The sequence below is a fragment of the Enterococcus sp. NBRC 3427 genome (assembly GCF_007996925.1).
Lineage (GTDB): Bacteria > Bacillota > Bacilli > Lactobacillales > Enterococcaceae > Enterococcus_B > Enterococcus_B lactis.
Genome location: NZ_BJLL01000008.1, coordinates 19,007 through 39,177, shown reverse-complemented (window position 1 = coordinate 39,177; position 20,171 = coordinate 19,007). Strand labels below are relative to the sequence as shown.

Here is a 20,171-nt window from a genome sequence, read left to right as displayed (position 1 = left end):
ATTCTATGACGTGAGGTGATACAGATGAAATTAGAAGTGACAAAAGAAGCACAAGAAGTATTGAAAAATAAGTTAGAAGCAGATGATCAACTTTTATTAGATATCGAAAACGGCGACGGTCCATTTGCAGAAAGCCAAGTCAGTTGCCAATTAGACACGGCATTTCGATTGATCATTGTTAAAAAAGATACACAAACAGATCTAAGTCTTTATTCTGTAGTGGCTGATACACCAGTTGGACCAATCAAAATCAAAGACAGTGCAATACTTTACATGGATGATCCATCAACACTTGCTTTAGAACCAACTTATAATAGTTTACAATTAAAAGGACCAAGCGGCTTGAGAAAAGGCAACTTGCAAGTTGTTCGAAAAGACTAGAGGGATAAAATGGGAAAATTGGCGATCATCAGCGACTTACATGTGGACATCAATAAATTCGGCGAATCAGAGCTGATGCAGCTTTGGCAAGTTTTGCAAAAGCACAAGATCACTCGGCTTCATCTAGCCGGAGATACGGCCAATAAAGTAGATCGTTGCCTAGCTGTTGTCGAATTTTTCGTCAATAAAGGATTATCTACGACATTTCATTTCGGCAATCACGAGTTGGCAGATGTGCCCAATGAACAGATGATGGACCATTTTCCAGACCCACATTTTTTAAATGAACGGTATATTGCTTTAAATGAGCAGACCGTTCTTTTAGGGATGAATGGCTGGTACGACTATCAGTTTTCCGAATTGAAAGATTACGATGCAATCGTACGAATGAAACGTTTGTATTGGTATGATCGGTTCATCCAGCGTGGGAAAACAGATCTCGAGGTCAATGCAGAAATGCTTGCAGCTGCAAAAAAATTGCTAGACCAGTTGGAAGCAAAAAAGCTTGAGGTCATCTTATCCACTCATTTCGTTCCTAAACGAGCATTTATCGTGTATCAATCTGCTCCTTATGAGCGTTGGAACAAATTAAATGCGTTTTTAGGATCAGAATCATTCGGAAAATTACTAGACCATTACTCAAATATCAAACAAGTAGTTTTTGGTCATACGCATCGGCGGTTCGAAGATCAGTTGATCCATGGAGCAATTTATAGTTGTCGACCATTCGGTTATTATTATGAATGGCAACTAACTCGTGATTTTGTTTTGAAAGAACAGTTGTTAGACAGCTATGATCCTATGAAATTACGTGTACTCTTGCGTGCCCATCACCCAGCTTTTCAGGCCTATCAAACACAACATTTGCAAGAGGAATTTGAACAAGCGATGACGATCATTTCGTATTGAAAGAAACAGTTACACCTGTGTATGATTGATCGATAAACACATTCTAGAAAAACAAAAAAACTTGGTACAACATTCGTGTACCAAGTTTTTTTGTTTTTCTATATCTGTGGCATCATGAGAGAAAGCAATAGCGGAAAATTCATTCTATTCAAGATAAATCAAGTCGTCCCTTAGAAGATAATATAGGAATCTTCTTTCCGAGTATTTCTTGATCTTCCGCAGTAATCATTGAGTCAGTGATTAGGTAGTCAGCGTCTTTTAAAGAATAAAAACTGTAAAAATCTTTTTTATTTATTTTATGGTGATCAGCAACAATAAATCTCTGTTCAGCAATATTCAACGCACATTTTTGAGTTAATCCTTCGTCTTCATTTGAAGTATAGATAGCAGATGTATCTAATCCATTTACTCCGATAAAGCTTTTCATCACATGGATTCCTGAAATAAAATCATTTGCAATCGTCCCCACAAATGCACCTGTTTTACTCCGATAAGAACCGCCAATCAAAATCAATTCAAATCTTGGATCATGTTTGAATTTGTCGAATACATGAATGGAATTCGTGATGATCTTGGCATGGTTCACGGTTAAAAACTCATAGACCAGTTCGATGGTTGTACCTGCACCCAAAAAAACAGTCTCGTCTTCGAATATATTCTTAGCAATGATCTTTGCAATCTCCAATTTTTCATTGAGATGGATATGTTGTTTTTCTCGATGGCTTAGCTCAGTAAGTATATCATTCTTATTGTCTTCAATGATTCTTGCACCACCATGTACACGAATGATCAGTCCTTTATCTTCTAATTCTTGAAAGTCTCTACGAACAGTCATGTCAGTTATTTTAAGTTCATTGACGATGTCTCTTACTTTTAAGAATTTATATTGGCTCAATAAATCCATCAAATACTTTTGACGTTCTTCTTTTATCATTTTTTCTTGCCCCTCGTTCAAGTCCTTCTTTTATGTCCGAATTAAACATATTATATTTTGAAAATAAAGTCAATTTTAAACAGTAACTCTGCTATTGACAGGAATGATTTCTTCTTTCATGATATGTTTGGAAGAAACAAAAACAAACAAAAATAAACAAAAAGGAGAAGTCGATGAATAAAGAAGAAGCAGCAATGATTGGATTTGAAGTAGTTGCATTTGCAGGAGAAGCACGATCCAAATTAATGGAAGCGCTTGAAGAAGCAGAAAAGAAAAATTTTGAGCAAGCAGAGCGGCTAGTAGAAGAAGCTCATACCAGTTTGATGGAGGCACATAAATCTCAAACACAAATGTTAGCAGCTGAGGCAAACGGTGAATCAATCGAAATCGGTTTTATCATGGTCCATGCACAAGATCACTTGATGACGACGATGTTGTTGAAAGATACGATCAGACATTTATTCAATATCTACAAAAAAGCGTAAGGGGGCAGAAGCAGTATGAAACAGCTGATACAAACAATCGAAAAGATGAAACCTCATTTTGAAAAGATTTCGAATAATCCTTACTTGAGAGCGATTAGAGATGGCTTTATCAGCCTTATACCAGTGATTCTTTTTTCAAGTTTCTTTTTGTTAGCTGCTTATGTTCCAAATGCTTTCGGTTTCCATTGGGATACATCAATCGAAACGATTCTAATGAAGGCTTACAACGGATCAATGGGTATTCTAGGTTTGCTTATGGCCGCTACTGTGGCAAAAAGTTTGACAGAGACTTTTAATAATAAACTACCTAAAACCAATCAAATCAATCCTACTTCAACGATGATCGCAGCATTTATCGGATTTGTGATTATTGGCGTGGATACGATTGAAGGCGGTTTCTCTTCTGATTTTATGGGAACAAAAGGATTGTTGACAGCTTTTGTAGTCGGATTTATTGTCCCAAACATCTATCGTTTCTGTGTCAAAAACAATATCACTGTAAAAATGCCTGAAGAAGTTCCAGGGAATATTTCGCAGACATTCAAAGATCTTATCCCAATCACATTAGTAACTGTCTTTTTTTGGTTATTCGACTTAGGGTTCAGGCATTTAGCAGGAACAGGATTCTCAGAAAAGATTATTGAATTGTTCCAGCCAATTTTTAGTGCTGCAGATGGATATTTAGGACTGGCATTGATTTTTGGTGCAATGGCTTTTTTCTGGTTTGTCGGTATCCACGGACCTTCTATTGTAGAACCTGCAGTTGCGGCAATCTATATTACAAATGTTGAAGCGAATCTTCAGCTCTATCAAAGTGGTGAACATGCACCACGGATTCTTTCTCAAGGGATCCAATATTTTGTCGCTACTTTAGGTGGTACAGGAGCTACGCTTATCCTAACATTCATGTTTGCTTTTTTGGCAAAGTCGAAGCAAATGAAAACGATTGGCCGTGCTTCTGCTATCCCTGTGTTATTTGGTGTGAATGAACCGATCCTGTTTGGTGCACCAGTTGTTTTGAACCCGATTTTCTTTATTCCTTTTGTGACTGCGCCAATCTTAAATGTGTGGATTTTTAAGTTTTTCGTCGATACTTTAGGGATGGATGGATTTATTTATAATTTGCCATGGACAACGCCTGGACCAATTGGTTTGATTTTAGGAACAGGATTTGCTGGATTAGCAGTTTTATTAGTCATACTATTACTGATCGTTGATTTTTTAATATATTTTCCATTTTTCAAAGCATACGACAATGAATTAGTGGCAAAAGAAAACCTTGAGGAAGTAAAGGCTGAACCAATCTTTACAGAAGAACCTCCTATAGCTGAACAAGTGACTACAGGGTTAATGGAAGAAGGTGGTCAAAAAAATGTATTGGTTCTATGTGCAAATGGTGCAACAAGTTCTATGTTGGCTAATGCAATCAAAAAAGGTGCTAAAGCTCGAGCTATCGATATTGAATCTACAGCAATGGCTTATGGGCAACACAAAGATTTAATCAATGAATTTGATTTGATCGTTTTAGCTCCACAAATGGCTTCAATGTTTAAAGAGTTGGAAGAAGATGTAAAAAATTACAAAACAAAAGCTGTTTCTACTAGTGGAGCGGAGTATGTGGCTTTAGCGAAAGCGCCGAATCAAGCAGTAGATTTTGTTTTTAAGAATTTAATTTAAGGAGGTAAAGAATGAATAAGTTTCCGGAACATTTTGTTTTTGGTGCTGCGACAGCTGCTTTTCAAGCAGAAGGTGCACTATTAGAAGGAAATCGAGGGAAGAATTATTGGGATGATTATTTAAAAGAGCAAGGTATGTTTGATCCAAGTCTAGCAAGTGATTTTTATCATAAATACCCAGAAGATCTAGAATTCTGCCGTGCATTCGGTATCAATGGTCTTCGTATTTCTATTGCTTGGTCACGGATATTTCCTTCAGGTGTCGGAAAATTTGATCCATCCGGTGTTCAGTTTTATCACAAATTGATTGATGAATGTATAGCTAATGGAGTGGAACCCTTTGTCACCTTGCATCACTTTGACACCCCTTTATCTTTGTTCGAAAAGGGCGATTGGCTTTCTCAAGAAACGATTATTGCTTATGTTGATTTTGCGGAGTTTTGTTTCAAAGAATATGGGAACAAAGTAAATTATTGGATCACGTTCAATGAGCCTTGGTCTGTAGTAGCTGGTCAATACATTATTGGTCATTTTCCACCGAATATAAAATACGATCTTCCAAAAGCCATCCAAGCCATGCACAACATGATGGTTGCCCATGCAAAAGTAGTGGAAAAGTATAAAAAGGCGGAGTGCCTAGGGGAAATCGGTATTGTCCACATCTTGGAATCAAAATATGGTATTACCAATCATCTTGAAGATGAACGTTCTGCACGAAAAGAACATATTTTGGCAAATCAATTTTTATTAGACGCTACTTATAGGGGATATTACGCTGAAGATACTTTGGAGAGCATCGAAGAGATTCTTCGCGAAAACGAAGGAGTGTTGAAAACTACACGTGAAGAATTTGAGATATTAGCTTATGCAGCTGATCAAATTGATTTTATTGGAGTTAATTATTATGCTAGCCATTTCGTAAAAGCTTATATTGGTGAATCTACTATCCATCACAACGGTACGGGAGAAAAAGGAAGTAGTCGTTTTGCATTGAAAGGGGTCGGAGAAAGAGTCAATAACCCTGAAGTTCCAACAACAGACTGGGATTGGCCAATTTATCCGCAAGGACTAGAGGATATGTTGGTCTTTATCAAGGAACGGTATCCAAACTATAAAAAAATCTATGTAACAGAAAATGGAATGGGCGAAAAAGATGTGTTATGTGACAAGCAAGTGCAAGATGATTCTCGAATCGCTTATATTTTCGTACACTTGAAAGCCATTTTAAAAGCTATTGAGCGCGGGGTAAATGTAGAAGGTTACTTTGTATGGTCATTGATGGACGTGTTTTCATGGACAAATGGCTATAAGAAACGCTATGGTTTATTTTATGTCGATTTTAAAAATCAAAATCGATATGCGAAAAAAAGTGCCTATTGGTATAAGAAAATCAGCAACAGCAAATTGCTTGAATAAGGAAGAGAGGTAAGAAGATGCGTATAGTAATCGGTTCGGATAAAGATGGAATGCAACTGAAAGAAGTGATCAAGAAAGATCTAATCGAAAAAGGATTTATGATAGCAGATAAAAGTGAGACTCCTTCGGAAGATTTTATAGCATCTACTTTAGCCGTCGCGAATGATCTAATGAAGAATGAAGGAAGTTTAGGTATTACAGTAGACAGTTACGGAGTAGGAAGCTTCATCACAGCAACAAAAGTCAAAGGGATGATTGCAGCAGTAGTTTCAGACGAACGTAGTGCTTATATGACTAGAGAGCACAATAATTCTCGCATGATTGCTCTTGGATCGAAGATTGTAGGAGAAGAGTTAGCGTTATCGATCGTAAAGGAATTTTTACAAGCAACTTACGCAGGTGGTAGACATCAAGTTCGTGTAGATATGTTGAATAAAATGGCATAAAAAAGGAGAAAGTATGAAAATCGCAATTGGTTGTGACCACATCGTCACAGATACTAAAATGGCTCTATCAGATTTTTTGAAAGCAAAAGGACATGAAGTATTAGACATGGGAACCTATGATTTCACACGGACTCATTATCCTATTTATGGAAAAAAAGTAGGAGAAGCAGTAGTGATGGGAAAAGCAGATCTAGGGGTCTGTTTATGTGGGACCGGGGTAGGAATCAATAATGCAGTAAACAAAGTTCCAGGTATTCGGAGCGCATTAGTGCGTGATATGACAACAGCTATCTATGCAAAAGAACAATTGGATGCAAATGTGATCGGGTTTGGCGCTCGGATTACTGGAGAATTTTTGATTTGTGATATTCTTGATGCTTTCATTCAGGCAAACTATCAAGAAACGGATGAGAACCAGCAACTGATTGCTAAAATCAAACAAATCGAAAAAGCTAATGAGTATCAAATTGATCCGAATTTTTTTGATGAATTTATCGAAAAATGGAATCGCGATGAATACCAAGATTGTGAGGCTAATCAATGATTCTAACGATTACGATGAATCCTTCAATCGATGTTTCTTATCCATTAACAGAATTTAGTTTAGATGCAGTCAATCGTGTGAAAAATGTGAAAAAAACAGTCGGTGGGAAAGGATTGAATGTCACACGCATTTTGAAACAATTAGATGCAGAAGTGATGGCGAGTGGATTAATTGGTGGGGTTTTAGGGGAAGAAATCAAAGAGAGGTTAACGCAAGATAATATCCTTCATGAATTTTTGTCCATCAAAGGCGAAACACGAAATTGCATCGCTATTTTACATGAAGATCAGCAGACGGAAATCTTAGAAAGGGGACCAATTGTTTCTACACAAGAGGCTTCTGACTTTCTCAATCATTTAGGAAAATTGGCAGTAAAAGCTGATGTTATTTGTTTTTCTGGTAGTTTGCCTCAAGGACTTCCGATAGATTTTTACCAGCAAATGATACAAGTCTGCAGACCCAAGCCGGTCATGTTAGATTGTTCTGGTGAAGCATTGATGACAGTACTTAAAGGAGAATCTAAACCGTATTTGATTAAGCCAAACATACAAGAATTAGCGGAGTTATTAGATCAGCCTATCACTACGGATGTGAAGAAACTGAAAGTAGCTTTATCGGATCCGTTATTTGCTGGTATTGACTGGGTTGTAGTCTCGATGGGTAGAAAAGGTGCATTTGCTAAACATTCGAATCGATTCTATCATGTGATGATCCCTTCAATCAAAGCCGTAAACCCTGTAGGTTCTGGTGATGCAATGTTAGCTGGTTTAGCGGTTGCTATTGAAAAAGAAAAATCAGTTGATGTGGTGCTGAAGCAAGGAAATGCTCTGGGAATACTAAATGCACAAGAAGAAACCACGGGTTATATTGAGTTAGTAAATTATCATACATTAATTAAGCAGATACAAATAAAAGAAGTCTAGGAGGATATCAATTTGAATGAAGAAAAACGACGATTTATCAATCGCTTATGTAGTAGCGAGGGGATAATTGGTGCTTTAGCAATCGACCAACGTGGTGCATTGAAGAAAATGATTGCTCAATTCAAGGGAAGTGAAGCAGAAGACACAGAGATTGTAGAATTTAAGAAAATCGTTGCCTCTGAATTAACGGAATATGCATCATCTATTTTATTAGATCCAGACTACGGGCTACCTGCTGCTGATGTAAAGAACGAAAATTCAGGATTATTGTTAGCTTATGAGAAAACTGGCTATGATACCTCCACTCCTGGACGCCTCCCAGATTTGTTAACTGCTTGGTCAGTTAAGCGCTTGAAAGAAGCTGGTGCGGATGCATGTAAAACACTTCTATATTATGATATTGATGAATCTGAAGAAATAAATCATCAAAAGCACGCCTTTATTGAACGAATTGGTTTGGAGTGCCAAGCAGAGAAGTTACCATTCTTTCTAGAATTGCTGTCTTATGATGCAACCATTCCTGATTCAGCATCGAAAAAATATGCACGCGAAAAACCCCATAAAGTGATTGGAATGATGAAAGAATTCTCTAAAACACGTTACGGGGTGGATGCACTAAAAGTAGAAGTGCCAGTCAATATGAAATATGTCGAAGGGTATGGGATAGATGAAGCCATTTATACAAAATCAGAAGCAGCAGCTTTTTTCAAAGAACAAGCTGAATCTACTCCTCTGCCTTACGTTTTTTTGAGTGCTGGTGTAACCTCTGAATTGTTCCAAGAAACCTTACACTTTGCAAAACATGCTGGTTCTACCTTCAACGGTGTTCTTTGTGGTCGTGCCACTTGGGCTGATGGAATCAAACATTATGTCCTTGATGGAAAAGAGGCAGCAATTGAATGGATGAATACACAAGGACGAGCAAATATCGAAAGCTTAAATACCGTATTGAAGGAAACCGCGACACCTATTGATTTTAATAGGTTCTAATATTTTTTCTGTTATTACTACGGCAGTGATGGAATATCATCAACGACAAAGAAAATCCCTGTCAAATATAAGGATAAGTAAGAGCAGTAGATACATTTATCGTGGATCTGCTGCTTTTTTACTGTGGAGAATAGTCAGCGAATGTTTATTTGATCAATCGATTCATAACATAGGGAGTACTAGATGCAAGCGTTTATTCTTTTTTTATCTGATACTGTCAAAAAATAATATAATATGTATTTTTTATTTACTTATAATAACTATTGATTGCAGTCTTGACAGTCAAGTCATATTTTGATGGATGGAGGTGTGAGACGTACAAATGATTTTAAAGACTATGACAGCTATAGTTCTAATTTTAATTGCATCAAGCGGCAATAGAAAAATAAGAATCAAAACGGACTGATAATCATCTAACAACTAATCGACATATATGAGCAGACACGGGACGATATTCTTCTCTCTCATAAGTTCCGTAAAGCAAACATATGCTATGGATCGATTGTATATTTATTAAAAAAAGAAAGAGGAATGGCAATGATGAAAAAAGAAACTATATTAGTAGCAACGATGTTATTCAGTATGGCAGTAAGTACGACTTTTGTTTCTGCAGCTGAAGTATACCCAAAGGAATATAACACAGACGGAACGATCACATTTGAAGCAGGAGATGAGGGAATAACTCCTCCAGTTGATCCGGAAGATCCTGATCCCAACGTCCCTGTCGATCCAGTAGACCCTCCAAGTCCTGGAACAGGAGGAGCATTATCGATTGATTATGGATCAAAATTCAAATTTGGGACTCAAAAAATTTCTACTGCAGATAAAACGTATTATGCATCTGCTGATGAAATGACTGATGGTTCTAAAAAACCGACATATGTCCAAGTGACAGATAAAAGAGGAACACTATCTGGGTGGAAATTAAGTGTAGCCCAACCAGAACAATTTAAAACTGCCAGTGGGGACGAACTAGTTGGAGCACAGCTGAAGTTTACGAAAGGACAGGCTGTTTCTTTGGTTGATCCAACATATACACCTGAAACGGTCAATTCTGAATTAACGCTGACACCAGGAGGAAATAATACGTTAGCAATCAATGCTAAATCAGGAACAGGTGTGGGGACTTGGGTCTATCGATTTGGTGCGAATGAAAATGAAAATAAAGATGCGGTACAGCTTTCGGTACCTGGTACATCTGTCAAGTTAGCGCAACAATATTCTACTAAATTAGTTTGGACATTAGAAGATACACCTAATAACTAGTTTACTTGCAAGAACAGTTCATCTGGGAATTCAACGATCAGGAGGAAAAGATATAGTGAAAAAGAGAAGGATCGCGCTCATTTTAAGCAGTCTATTAGCGACTAATATCTTTCCGATTATAGGGTATTCTTTGGAATCGAATCAGTTGGTGAATGATAATAGAAGAGTCGAAGAAAGTAAAGAGGCTTCGACACTCGATCGTTTAACAGAATCCAGCCAGATCCAAGAAAGCAGTGAGAATTCAAGTACTACTGACAGTAAAGAGACCACTGACAAAGAAGAATCTGAAGAGTTAATCAAACAGCCATTGGAGAATGCCCCGACCTATCGAGTGGGGCTGCCTAATGATCCCAATATTATTTCTATTGATAAGATTTTTCAACAACCCATCGGTACCAGCACGTCCATATTGGAAAACGGGAAGCTATTGCAATTGAATCCAGCAGAGAGGTCTCAAAGAGGAGCTATTTGGTCAAACAATAAAATCGATTTACGCTCAGATTTTACATTTAAATGTTATTTATATTTAGGAGATCAACGAGATAAAGCGGGAGATGGTATGACTTTTACATTGACTGGTGATTCTAGAATGGCTAATGATCCCAGTCAAGTCATTGGTTCTCCAGGTATGGGAATTGGTTCTTATTCGACTCGATCAGGACAGCCTTATGTCGCAAATGCACTCTCGATTGAGTTCGACACATATAAAAATAGTGGCTCTTCTGATCGAATGGATCGTGAAATAACTGCCGATAATAAGGGACATGGACATGTCGCCTTTGTCACTCCTAAACCAAATAACAACAATTATTCCGGAGAGCATACTGGCGTAACAGTAGCACCTACCTTTCTCTCTGATGGTACATGGCGTACATTAATCATTCAATGGGACGCGTCTCAAAGAAGTCTCACCTATGATCTGGAAGGTGTCGGTCGCTCTTCTCACATTGTACCTGATCTCATCAGTCAATTCGGTTCTACAGAAGTAAATTGGGGATTTACTTCTTCAACAGGTACATTTTTTCAAGAAAACGCTATCGCGATGACGCAACTTCCATCTAATGTGTCATCAACAGCTGATGTAAAAGTCAATGATAGTGATTATGGGGCCATCGCTGAAGTTGAAAGAAACGATAAGATAACTATCAGAAATACATTGAAAGTCACTGGGAATTTTCTTGAAGATAAGAAATTGGAAACTAGTATAGACCTACCACAAGAATTAAATATTCCTGAGCGTATCTTGATCAACGGAAATCAAGTTGATGCCAAAGATATCCTGATAACAGGAAACCGAGTCACACTCAATCTAGGAGATTATTTTGTTCTTGGAGATACATTGATTATTGAGTTGGAAACAGACTTGCGAGAAGTCATTCCCGAAAAGGTACTCACTATGCACTTTGAATATCTTGAGAATGCAAAGTTAATTGAGCAATCAAATGATATAAGTCTGACGATTGCGAAGCTGAAGGAAATAGATGTCCATGTTTATTATAAAGAGAAAGAGAGTCAAAATGATCTCGCAGAAATGAAAACAATCACTGGAAAAATCGGAGAGAATTATAAAGAAGTTCCTATTGATATTGAGGGATATGTTTTTGACTCTGATTCAGCGAATACAGAAGGTGTCTTTTCCGAAAATACAGCAGATATCTATTTTTATTACAGAAAAGGAAAGCTTTATCTTTCAGCGGCTCCTCAGTATGTTGATTTTGGGAAACATAAAATATCCAGTAAACCATTAAGTGTATTTGGGCAGTTCTCAGGTGGATTGAAAATCGTGGATGAACGGGCTTCTGGAGGTTGGACCTTACAATTGAAACAAGAAAAAGTTCTTACAAATGGAACGTTTGAACTCCCGGAAGCTCTTTCGTTTGTTACTTCTGAAGAGACAACGGTTATAGGGTCATCTGCTGTTACGATTTTCGAAAGTGACCAAAAAGGCGAAAGTGATTTGTCTGCTATTTTAGATTCTACATCTCAACATGGAATCAGAATAGATATTCCTGTAGAAAATCAAAGGATTGGAACATTTGAGGGGAAACTATCCTGGATCCTTGCAGATGTCCCAGAAAATTAATAAAAAGAGAAGATGAGGACAAAAGCATGGTTCACCAAGGACAACAGGAACCATAAATACTTATTTTCTGCACAGCTTACAACTGCAGAGACACGCTTTTGTTCCCGTCTTTTCTTACATATGATGAAAGGAGCAATTTTCTTGAAACCAAAACAGCAATTATTTGTAACACTCCTAGTTATTATAGGGACACTTTTTAACCATTTACCAGTGACGGCTAGTGCATTCAATTTTTCGGTGACGCCAATAACTTCGGAGAATCAAATCGATAAAAGAAAAACTTATTTCGATCTTCAACTTGTTCCAGATCAGGAAGTAGAATTAAAAGCAGAATTGAGAAATGATACGGAAAAAGAAGTGAAAATCGACATTTCTGTGAATAGCGCAACGACTAATTCAAACGTAATGGTTGAATATGGAAAAAATGAGATTGAAAAAGACGAAAGTCTAATTTTTGATCTGATCGACTATGTGAGTTATCCAGAGACAGTGACACTGGAACCTAAAAGCGTTCAAACCGTGGTTTTCCATGCCAAGATGCCAAAAGATCGATTCGATGGTGTATTGGCCGGTGGGATCACATTCAAAGAAATTGTGACGGAAAAGGATCAAACAGAAAACAAGGATCAAAGCTTATCGATTGAGAATGAATACGCCTATACTGTTGCCTTGTTAATGCGACAGACACTGAATGAAGTTGCTCCTAATCTAGTACTCCATGAAGTTGAACCTGATCAAATCAATGCAAGAAATGTCATTTTAGCAAACGTTCAAAATGATCAAAAAACCTATGTCAATCAAGTAGTTATTGAAACAAAAATTACAAAAAAAGGACATTCTGAAGTTTTATATCAGGAGGAAAAAGAAGGATTGCAGATTGCGCCGAATACAAACTTTTCTTTTCCAACAGCTTTGGATGGTCAGCCACTAACTCCAGGCGAATATCATCTCACAATGACCATTCTAGGAAATGAAAATGAAAACGGAAAATTCTCAAGAAAAAAAGAAAATACCACCATCAACTATACCGACCAATGGATATTTGAAAAAGTGTTTATGATAGACGGGAAAGAAGCCAAGGAATTGAATACGAAGGATGTGACGATTAAAAAGGCCAATAATTGGATCTACATCTTGGAAGCGCTGATGTTCTTGTTGTTCGTTTTAATACTTATCCTTTGGTTTATTTTGAGAAAGAAAGAAGAGAAAGAAAAGTAAGAACAAAATAACAAATAATAGTTTTTCCTTATTGCGTGATATTTACGTTCTTTTTCGATAGTATAAAATGCTTTTGTATTAGCGTAGATGCCTATAAGTAAATGATATAATCATTATAATAGGTCTAACAGCAAGAATGGTCAATAAACGGATCCTCCAGGTTGTGTAGCGTACAGTTGGGACGATGTAGGAAATATGAATAAGAAGGGATAGTAGCAGTGAAGGAATGGAAACAGCAATATACGTAGAAAGAGCTGATGGATAATGAATTATGAGTTTTTTTTAAGCAAGGAAGATTATAGAAGTTATTCATTACTTAAATATTTAGAAGCAAGCTCAAATTTATCAGAATCAATCTCGGATATTCAAGAGAAACTATCGTTATCGACATTTCTCTTGAAAAAAACTATCGATAAGCTAAAACATGATTTACAAATGTTCGATTTAGAGAAAAATTTTCGTCTAACTGTTAGTGAATTGGTGATATGTTTGGAAATCAATGGTAAAAGTTCTAGTAAAGCCCTATTATCTCGCTATATAACAGATTCTTTATCCATGAAAATGGTATTGGCTTTCTTTCAGGAAAAATATATCTCAATAGAAAATTTTGCTGAACAGCATCATGTGAGTTATTCTGTGGCTTATAAAGTATTGCAAGGGCTGAAAAGAAATCTAAAAAAGTATCAAATTTTTTTTGAGAAAAGAAAGTTGGCAGGAAATCCTAAAAACATCCGCCTTTTTTTATATAATCTTTTTAACTCAACAGAAATAAGTGTTGAAAAGTTGTATGCGCTACCTATAATTATAAAAACAGAAAAAATGGTAAAAAATTTAAATCGGTATTATCCTCTTTCCGCTTATGAAAAAAAGAAATTATTCCACTTTTTAGCAATCAATCTATTGTCTGAACAAGAAGATTCTTTAGATATTGTCAACAATCAGCCGCTATTTTTCTCAGATATAGGATTTTTCTATCTAAAAGGAGTACTGGAGACAGAATCAGTTGTTTTTATCTATAAGACCCTCTCGTGGCTTTATCTCCATGATAAGTTAGATCAAAAGTATTTGAGGAAAAAAGAAGATGAAACAATCGAATGGTTGAATGAGCGGTTCATTGAAAGTTTTGAAAAACGGTTCAAACGGTTACCGAAAGAAACAAGAAAATCGATCCAAGATGAGTTAACCAAAATACATTTTAAACTTTTGCATTATACCCTTAATAAATCGGATGAATTTCCACTAGATATTTCTTTTTTTAATCAAAACTATCCTACATTTTATTGCTATCTGTTAGAGTATATGAATGATTTAATGTCAGAACACAAAGAGTTGCTTCAAGATAAATTTTTTCTTTTTTTCAGTTATTTATTGTTATTGATCAATCACATACCCGTTCAACTGGTTTCTGAGCCAGTAAAAATCATCATCGATTTTTCTTATGGTGCTGCCTATAATCGATTTATCAAGAAAAATTTAAGTTTGTACATTAATCTGAATACGGAAGTGATAGAGGCTGGAAAGCCTGATTTTCCGGATGTTATAATCACGAATAGAAACAATTTATATGAAGAAAGTGTGTCTCAAGTAGTGGTTTGGCTTGATCCGCCAAGAGCAGTAGACTGGGGGAACCTTACAAAGATTTTGTTGACTATCCAAGAAGAGAAATACAAAGACAGCAAAATTGACAAGCAAATAGACGATTTTCCTGAAGAAATCATCGACAGGATCGAATAGTGAACTTCTTTTAGAAAGTCTGACTGCTTTTTCTAAAAATAAAAAAACTTGGTACGCAATCGCTGTACCAAGTTTTTTTATTTAGCTTTTAATTAAGCCATAAATAATAATTTATATAAGAATACTGCTACGACACCAGCACAGATAGGTGCAACAACGGGTACCCATGCATATCCCCATTGAGAAGAACCTTTATGTTTCAATGGAAGTAATGCGTGTACAAGACGTGGTGCAAAGTCACGAGCTGGGTTCAGTCCAGGACCTGTAGGACCACCAAGTGAAGCAACTAATGTCCATACAAGGAAACCAAGTGCTAAGTGAGCTGTACCAAGGTTATCTTGGAAGAATGGTGCTTTTGTAATACCTAAAGCTCCAAAGAATAAAACGAATGAACCAAAGAATTCATTGACGAAACCATTGAATTTAGAACCAACACTGTTGATTGTTGAGAATGTACCTAACACATGGTTTACATCTTCTGTTTGGTCGTAGTAAGGTTTGTAACAAGCCACTACGATCAATTGTCCGATCGCTGCACCAATCAATTGTGCAATGATATAAGGAACAACTTCAGCCCAAGGGAACAATCCGTTAGACGCTAAGGCGATCGTAAATGCTGGGTTGATGTGGTTACCGCTGATTCCGCCAAAGATCATTGCCGGCATCATAACCCCAAATCCATATCCGACAGCAATCAGCATCCAGTCGCTGCCATATCCTTTTGTACCTTTTAAATCTACGTTTGCTACAGCACCGTTACCTAGAACGATTAGTAATGCTGTACCAATCATTTCCGCCGCAAGACGGGTCATTAGTGAGTAATCCATAAATACCTCCAAATGTTATAAAAATGCAAAAAAAAAGAAACATCAACACGAAAAGCATCGGTGCAGTGTTTCGTGTCGGAAGGATTTCTGCAGTCTTAACAAATGTGAATAAAAAAATGATTTCCATTACGTATAAGAAACCAGACCAACAGTAAAACTCCAACTCTTTTTAAAAGTTCTCCACAAATCACCAAGCTTAACTATAAATATACCAAAAAAAAAACGTTTTTTTTCTCAAAAATTGTATCTTAGAAACAACATGTTTTGAAACTTTCAGAAAAGGTTTGTTAGTAAAATGAAAGCTATACGTAAGGAGTGTTGTTTGATGAAATTTTTTCAAGAGTTTTTCATTATTATTTTCTTTTCTGTATTAGGAGAAGGTATCCGAATTTTTGCTCATTTACCTATTCCTGGGAGTATCTTAGGGATTCTTTTTTTATTTTTAGCATTTGAAATGCATCTTGTTGATCCTGAAAAAATCGGAGCAACTGGTGATTTTTTATTGAATAATCTAGCTATTTTATTTGTTCCAGCTGGTGTAGGTTTATTGGAATATTTTGACGACATTGCTTCGATATGGCCTATTTTATTGGGGGCAGTCGTCGTGTGTTCCATCGTCACGATGGTCGCAGCGGGAAAAACGGCAGAAGGGGTAGAAGCTTTGCTGGTCTATGTCCGTAAGAAAAAAGCAGGCAGGGTATCTGTAAACGAAATGGAGGAGAATCAAATTGACTGAGTTTTTTGTGAATCCATTATTTGGCTTAAGTTTGACTTTAGGAGTGTACGTATTATCTGACAAATTTTTGCGGAAATATAAACTGCCTGTTTTGAATCCTCTCGTATTATCGATTGTTGTTATTATCTTATTTCTGCATTTTTCTGGCGTCAGCTATAAAGAGTATAATATCGGCGGCAATTTTTTGACTATGCTGATTACTCCTGCGACAGTGGCACTTGCCATCCCGCTTTATAAAAACTTCCGTTTGCTGAAAGAAAATTTTTATCCTGTAATAGCTGCGATTTTAGCAGGAATAGTCGCAAATTGCTTGGTTAGTGTAGGGATCGGTTATTTCTTCTCTCTTCATAAAGAGATGGTCATCTCCTTACTACCGAAATCTGTAACGACGGCTATTTCTGTCGATTTGTCTCATACGATGGGCGGGGTGAATGCCGTGACTCTTGCAATTGTGGTCTCTACAGGTATTTTTGGCTCGCTGATCGCTACTCATATTTTCCGCCTATTCAAGATCGAAAGTCCCGTTGCTCGCGGTGTGGCGTTAGGAAGTACTTCTCATGCTATCGGTACAGCAAAAGCAATCGAGATCGGCGAAGTAGAAGGGATCATTTCAGGGCTTGCGATATGCGTAAATGGGATATTGACCGTTTTGTTGCTGCCGTTATTCTTTCAGCCTTTTGCTGGCTTGTTTTGATGCGAAAACCACTATTTTATGCTACAATAACCAAAACGTTCTAGCATAAAAAAGGAGGGAAAGACGTGTATTTGTCTTCCGAGTATCTTAAACAATTTGATAAAGATCTATATTATAAGATTCTCCTCCTAGAAAGTTTTGAGGATCAAGCTTGGCATACTGCTGCACAATTAGCGCAAGTTGTTCAGCTGGATGCCCGCAGTGTGTCGAAATACCTAAACGAGCTGTCTAAAAACTATCAGCAGTTTAGCGGTAAGACGCACCCTTTGTTTACAAAAAATCACCGTTCCGGTTATAACTTTTATGATACGCTCGATTCGATCGAACATGAGCGTTTTTTGATCTATCTCGTGCAAAGTACGCTGAAATTCCAGCTGCTGCACGACATTTTTTTTGAAGAATTCCACACGATGTACCAATTTGCGCAAAAGCATTACATTAGTGAATCCACTGCTCATCGAAAAATCAATGAATGGAAACAGCAACTGCAAACTTATGGCATTCGTCTGCAACGAGGTACATATATCGCGCAAGGCGAAGAAGAAATCATTCGACTTTACTTGCATATGACATTCTGGCAGTTGTTTCGAGGGAAAATCTGGCCGTTTGAAACGATTTCTCAAATGGACGTAAAAAATATGGCAGAACATATCATGGCTTTTTTCAACGTTCGTTTGAATGAAATCAAAAAAAGACGATTGGAATACATGCTAGGTGCCTTTTTTTTAAGAAAATCACAGAAGCATTATGTGGTATTGAATGAGAAAAAAAGACGGCTGATCGCAGACAATCTGTTGTTCCAGCGATTCTGCCAAGTCATGGAGCCGGTATTTCCTAATTATTTTCAAGTAGAAGACGAGTTAGGCGCATTATTTCTTGTTCTGATGACGCGTGAAGAATATTATAGTGATCCTAAGATACGGAAGAAAATCTTTGATTTCCATCAACAAGCAGAAACACCGCCTTTTGCAGCTCTTTCTGAAGCAAAAGCAGCTCTTTCTCTTTATCAAGAAGAGCAGGAGCTACCAGCGGAAAATCTGACCTTTGAGGCAGAAAACTATTTGTTCAGTAGTCATTTTTTCGCCTATCTTTTTCCTAACGCAAAAGAAACGATTGATGGAAACAGTAGTGACTTCATTAATCATTTAGTCATTGAAAACAAGGAATTAAAACAATGGTTAGTACGCTTTTTTGAAAGCCGACACAAACAGCCTAATCATCTGGCGTTTAAAAATCATGCGTTTTTGATGGGGCGGTATCTGACTGTGTTTAAAACATTAGGAGCCTTTACTCCACAGCTTCCAAAGATCACGATCCTCTTGATGACAGATTTCCCATTATTTGAAGAGCAACTGTTAGAGGAGGGGTTACGGACGTTTTTCCGTAATGATTATCAGCTGATTTTTCTACCAACGGATTATCGGGGAAGAGAAGTGGATCTTTTGATTTCAACAAGTAAAGTTCATCGAAAACCATGGGCGGATCTTGACTATTTTATTGTGACCGAAGAATTAAAATTGATAGATTACATTCAGCTATCTCAAAAATTTGAAATGATTCAAAAACAAAAACAATCAAAACAATAACAAAAAAAGGAGAATAAAGATGACATTTGAAGAAATTTTACCAGAATTGAAAAAAGGTGCAAAGATTATTCGTAAAGGATGGAGTGGATTTGAGCTTTATGTTGTTCTCGTATCCGATGATGAATTTGATGGCTGTCCGGTGACGCCTTACTTATTGATCAAAACAAGTGATGAAGGTTTTTCTAGCTTTGCTCCTACAGTTTGCGATATTTTAGCAGATGATTGGGCGATCGTAGAATGAAAAACCGTTATCCAGATTTAGCTAAACAGGTCGTATTTATTACAGGAGCTGCTTCTGGTATTGGTGCCGCACAAGCCCAAGCTTTTCTGGAACAAGATGCCTTTGTGTTTGGATTAGATCAAAAATTTGGAAAAATGGAAGAACTTTCTTTTCGATTTCCTGAAACTTTTGCCTACGCACTAGGGGATGTCCGACAGAGGAAAGAACTCCAGCAAGCGGTATCGAAATGCCAAAATCATTTTGGTGAAGTTACGATTTTATTGAATACTGCGGGGGTACTAGATGCATACAAATCCTTGATGGAAACTGACGAATCGCTGTGGGATCTGATTTATGAAACGAATGTGAAAAGCATGTATCATCTAACAAACATCATCCTTCCTGATATGATCCGCCGAAAAAGCGGAACAATCATCAACATGGCTTCGATCGCGGGTTTGGTTGCTGGCGGAGGTGGGATCGCTTATACAAGTGCGAAACATGCAATCGTCGGTTTTACCAAACAACTCGCTCTGGATTACGCAGAGCAGGGGATCCGAGTAAAAGGAATTGCTCCAGGAGCCATCCAAACGCCGATGAATGCGGCTGATTTTGAAGGGGAAGGTGAGATGGCAGAGTGGGTGGCAAATGAAACACCAGTCAAGCGATGGGCGCAGCCGGAAGAAGTAGCGGAGCTGACATTATTTCTTGCCTCTCCTCAAGCAAGCTACATACAAGGAACGATTATTCCAATCGACGGTGGCTGGTTGCTAAAATAACCTTGTGTTTTTTTCAAGCTTCTGTATGATAAGAAATAAAGAGAGAACCAAATGGTTGATGATAAAAGAAAGTCGATGATTGTTCCCGGCATTTGATGTCAGACAGCTTTTTCACAACCTTCTGATATAAACGGTGTTCAAAAGCTTGCAACTGCGGTAATAAGTCCAGCCAAATGAAAAATAGGAGGAGCTATTTTTATTTGACTATTCTTATTACTTGTTGAAGGGCAGCTTTTTCACAACCTTCTGCGGCACTTCAGTTGGAATTTTCTTCCCATCCTTTGGTCGCAGTCATTACCAAGATAAAATTATCTTGCAAAGGAG

Annotated in this window: 19 protein-coding genes and 1 pseudogene; 18 read left to right on the top strand and 2 right to left on the bottom strand. The window is 37.3% G+C overall.

Features of this window, described 5'->3' with window-relative positions:
- The first annotated feature begins 24 nt into the window (after nucleotides 1-24).
- The gene (locus tag ESP02_RS03170; protein WP_002287910.1) at nucleotides 25-381 is read left to right on the top strand and encodes an iron-sulfur cluster biosynthesis family protein; all 357 of its coding nucleotides are present in this window, start codon (nucleotides 25-27) and stop codon (nucleotides 379-381) included.
- A gap of 9 nt (nucleotides 382-390) precedes the next feature.
- Nucleotides 391-1,290: a metallophosphoesterase gene (locus tag ESP02_RS03165; protein ID WP_002372526.1), complete on the top strand. Its 900-nt coding sequence runs from the start codon at nucleotides 391-393 to the stop codon at nucleotides 1,288-1,290.
- A gap of 148 nt (nucleotides 1,291-1,438) precedes the next feature.
- Here ESP02_RS03165 and ESP02_RS03160 read toward each other — a convergent pair whose 3' ends face one another.
- Nucleotides 1,439-2,224 carry a DeoR/GlpR family DNA-binding transcription regulator gene (locus ESP02_RS03160; protein ID WP_025478260.1) on the bottom strand — a complete coding sequence of 262 codons (786 nt, stop codon included), beginning with the start codon at nucleotides 2,222-2,224 and terminating at the stop codon, nucleotides 1,439-1,441.
- A 173-nt stretch (nucleotides 2,225-2,397) separates the two neighbouring features.
- On the opposite strand from ESP02_RS03160, the gene ESP02_RS03155 reads away from it, so the two are divergent.
- From ESP02_RS03155 to ESP02_RS03105, 11 genes are all read left to right on the top strand, one after another.
- Nucleotides 2,398-2,709, top strand: coding sequence for a PTS lactose/cellobiose transporter subunit IIA (locus ESP02_RS03155; protein WP_002372533.1), 312 nt, complete (start codon nucleotides 2,398-2,400; stop codon nucleotides 2,707-2,709).
- Between the two features lie 15 nt (nucleotides 2,710-2,724).
- Complete coding sequence (locus ESP02_RS03150) at nucleotides 2,725-4,386, top strand: lactose-specific PTS transporter subunit EIIC (RefSeq protein WP_002372535.1); 1,662 nt, start codon at nucleotides 2,725-2,727, stop codon at nucleotides 4,384-4,386.
- 11 nt (nucleotides 4,387-4,397) lie between these two features.
- Nucleotides 4,398-5,801: a 6-phospho-beta-galactosidase gene (gene lacG, locus ESP02_RS03145; protein WP_002372537.1), complete on the top strand. Its 1,404-nt coding sequence runs from the start codon at nucleotides 4,398-4,400 to the stop codon at nucleotides 5,799-5,801.
- A gap of 17 nt (nucleotides 5,802-5,818) precedes the next feature.
- Complete coding sequence (lacA, locus tag ESP02_RS03140) at nucleotides 5,819-6,247, top strand: galactose-6-phosphate isomerase subunit LacA (RefSeq protein ID WP_038398336.1); 429 nt, start codon at nucleotides 5,819-5,821, stop codon at nucleotides 6,245-6,247.
- Between the two features lie 13 nt (nucleotides 6,248-6,260).
- A complete protein-coding gene (gene lacB / locus ESP02_RS03135) occupies nucleotides 6,261-6,791 on the top strand; it encodes a galactose-6-phosphate isomerase subunit LacB (protein ID WP_002372540.1) in 531 nt (176 codons plus the stop codon).
- Complete coding sequence (gene lacC / locus ESP02_RS03130) at nucleotides 6,788-7,714, top strand: tagatose-6-phosphate kinase (protein WP_002372543.1); 927 nt, start codon at nucleotides 6,788-6,790, stop codon at nucleotides 7,712-7,714. The genes lacB and lacC overlap by 4 nt, the downstream gene beginning before the upstream one ends.
- 12 nt (nucleotides 7,715-7,726) lie before the next feature.
- Nucleotides 7,727-8,704, top strand: coding sequence for a tagatose-bisphosphate aldolase (gene lacD / locus ESP02_RS03125; RefSeq protein ID WP_002372545.1), 978 nt, complete (start codon nucleotides 7,727-7,729; stop codon nucleotides 8,702-8,704).
- 537 nt (nucleotides 8,705-9,241) lie between these two features.
- Nucleotides 9,242-9,970 carry a WxL domain-containing protein gene (locus ESP02_RS03120; RefSeq protein WP_010731736.1) on the top strand — a complete coding sequence of 243 codons (729 nt, stop codon included), beginning with the start codon at nucleotides 9,242-9,244 and terminating at the stop codon, nucleotides 9,968-9,970.
- Between the two features lie 55 nt (nucleotides 9,971-10,025).
- Complete coding sequence (locus ESP02_RS03115; protein WP_002372548.1) at nucleotides 10,026-12,053, top strand: MucBP domain-containing protein; 2,028 nt, start codon at nucleotides 10,026-10,028, stop codon at nucleotides 12,051-12,053.
- Between the two features lie 120 nt (nucleotides 12,054-12,173).
- A complete protein-coding gene (locus ESP02_RS03110) occupies nucleotides 12,174-13,271 on the top strand; it encodes a DUF916 and DUF3324 domain-containing protein (RefSeq protein WP_029682494.1) in 1,098 nt (365 codons plus the stop codon).
- Nucleotides 13,272-13,535: 264 nt separating this feature from the next.
- Nucleotides 13,536-15,005 (top strand): helix-turn-helix domain-containing protein, encoded by a 1,470-nt coding sequence (locus ESP02_RS03105; RefSeq protein ID WP_002372552.1) that lies wholly within the window; start codon nucleotides 13,536-13,538, stop codon nucleotides 15,003-15,005.
- A 92-nt stretch (nucleotides 15,006-15,097) separates the two neighbouring features.
- Here ESP02_RS03105 and ESP02_RS03100 read toward each other — a convergent pair whose 3' ends face one another.
- Nucleotides 15,098-15,832 carry an MIP/aquaporin family protein gene (locus ESP02_RS03100; protein WP_002290500.1) on the bottom strand — a complete coding sequence of 245 codons (735 nt, stop codon included), beginning with the start codon at nucleotides 15,830-15,832 and terminating at the stop codon, nucleotides 15,098-15,100.
- Between the two features lie 325 nt (nucleotides 15,833-16,157).
- Here ESP02_RS03100 and ESP02_RS03095 point away from each other — a divergent pair, with 325 nt between their 5' ends.
- From ESP02_RS03095 to ESP02_RS03075, 5 genes and pseudogenes are all read left to right on the top strand, one after another.
- On the top strand, nucleotides 16,158-16,568 hold the full coding sequence (locus ESP02_RS03095; RefSeq protein ID WP_025478265.1) for a CidA/LrgA family protein: 411 nt from the start codon (nucleotides 16,158-16,160) through the stop codon (nucleotides 16,566-16,568).
- On the top strand, nucleotides 16,561-17,262 hold the full coding sequence (locus tag ESP02_RS03090; RefSeq protein WP_002315539.1) for an LrgB family protein: 702 nt from the start codon (nucleotides 16,561-16,563) through the stop codon (nucleotides 17,260-17,262). Before ESP02_RS03095 ends, ESP02_RS03090 begins: the two co-directional genes overlap by 8 nt.
- Nucleotides 17,262-18,848: pseudogene (locus ESP02_RS03085) on the top strand (helix-turn-helix domain-containing protein). The gene ESP02_RS03090 and the pseudogene ESP02_RS03085 overlap by 1 nt, the downstream one beginning before the upstream one ends.
- A 19-nt stretch (nucleotides 18,849-18,867) precedes the next feature.
- Nucleotides 18,868-19,089: a DUF2829 domain-containing protein gene (locus tag ESP02_RS03080; RefSeq protein WP_002290506.1), complete on the top strand. Its 222-nt coding sequence runs from the start codon at nucleotides 18,868-18,870 to the stop codon at nucleotides 19,087-19,089.
- Nucleotides 19,086-19,847 (top strand): 3-oxoacyl-ACP reductase, encoded by a 762-nt coding sequence (locus ESP02_RS03075; protein WP_002372559.1) that lies wholly within the window; start codon nucleotides 19,086-19,088, stop codon nucleotides 19,845-19,847. The genes ESP02_RS03080 and ESP02_RS03075 overlap by 4 nt, the downstream gene beginning before the upstream one ends.
- Nucleotides 19,848-20,171: the final 324 nt, after the last annotated feature.

Excerpts from the sequence above, each read along its gene's own strand:
- ESP02_RS03170 (WP_002287910.1), top strand. The coding sequence starts at position 25 with ATGAAATTAGAAGTGACAAAAGAAGCACAAGAAGTATTGAAAAATAAG.
- ESP02_RS03165 (WP_002372526.1), top strand. The coding sequence starts at position 391 with ATGGGAAAATTGGCGATCATCAGCGACTTACATGTGGACATCAATAAA.
- ESP02_RS03160 (WP_025478260.1), bottom strand. The coding sequence starts at position 2,224 with ATGATAAAAGAAGAACGTCAAAAGTATTTGATGGATTTATTGAGCCAA.
- ESP02_RS03155 (WP_002372533.1), top strand. The coding sequence starts at position 2,398 with ATGAATAAAGAAGAAGCAGCAATGATTGGATTTGAAGTAGTTGCATTT.
- ESP02_RS03150 (WP_002372535.1), top strand. The coding sequence starts at position 2,725 with ATGAAACAGCTGATACAAACAATCGAAAAGATGAAACCTCATTTTGAA.
- lacG (WP_002372537.1), top strand. The coding sequence starts at position 4,398 with ATGAATAAGTTTCCGGAACATTTTGTTTTTGGTGCTGCGACAGCTGCT.
- lacA (WP_038398336.1), top strand. The coding sequence starts at position 5,819 with ATGCGTATAGTAATCGGTTCGGATAAAGATGGAATGCAACTGAAAGAA.
- lacB (WP_002372540.1), top strand. The coding sequence starts at position 6,261 with ATGAAAATCGCAATTGGTTGTGACCACATCGTCACAGATACTAAAATG.
- lacC (WP_002372543.1), top strand. The coding sequence starts at position 6,788 with ATGATTCTAACGATTACGATGAATCCTTCAATCGATGTTTCTTATCCA.
- ESP02_RS03120 (WP_010731736.1), top strand. The coding sequence starts at position 9,242 with ATGATGAAAAAAGAAACTATATTAGTAGCAACGATGTTATTCAGTATG.
- ESP02_RS03110 (WP_029682494.1), top strand. The coding sequence starts at position 12,174 with ATGATGAAAGGAGCAATTTTCTTGAAACCAAAACAGCAATTATTTGTA.
- ESP02_RS03105 (WP_002372552.1), top strand. The coding sequence starts at position 13,536 with ATGAATTATGAGTTTTTTTTAAGCAAGGAAGATTATAGAAGTTATTCA.
- ESP02_RS03100 (WP_002290500.1), bottom strand. The coding sequence starts at position 15,832 with ATGGATTACTCACTAATGACCCGTCTTGCGGCGGAAATGATTGGTACA.
- ESP02_RS03095 (WP_025478265.1), top strand. The coding sequence starts at position 16,158 with ATGAAATTTTTTCAAGAGTTTTTCATTATTATTTTCTTTTCTGTATTA.
- ESP02_RS03080 (WP_002290506.1), top strand. The coding sequence starts at position 18,868 with ATGACATTTGAAGAAATTTTACCAGAATTGAAAAAAGGTGCAAAGATT.
- ESP02_RS03075 (WP_002372559.1), top strand. The coding sequence starts at position 19,086 with ATGAAAAACCGTTATCCAGATTTAGCTAAACAGGTCGTATTTATTACA.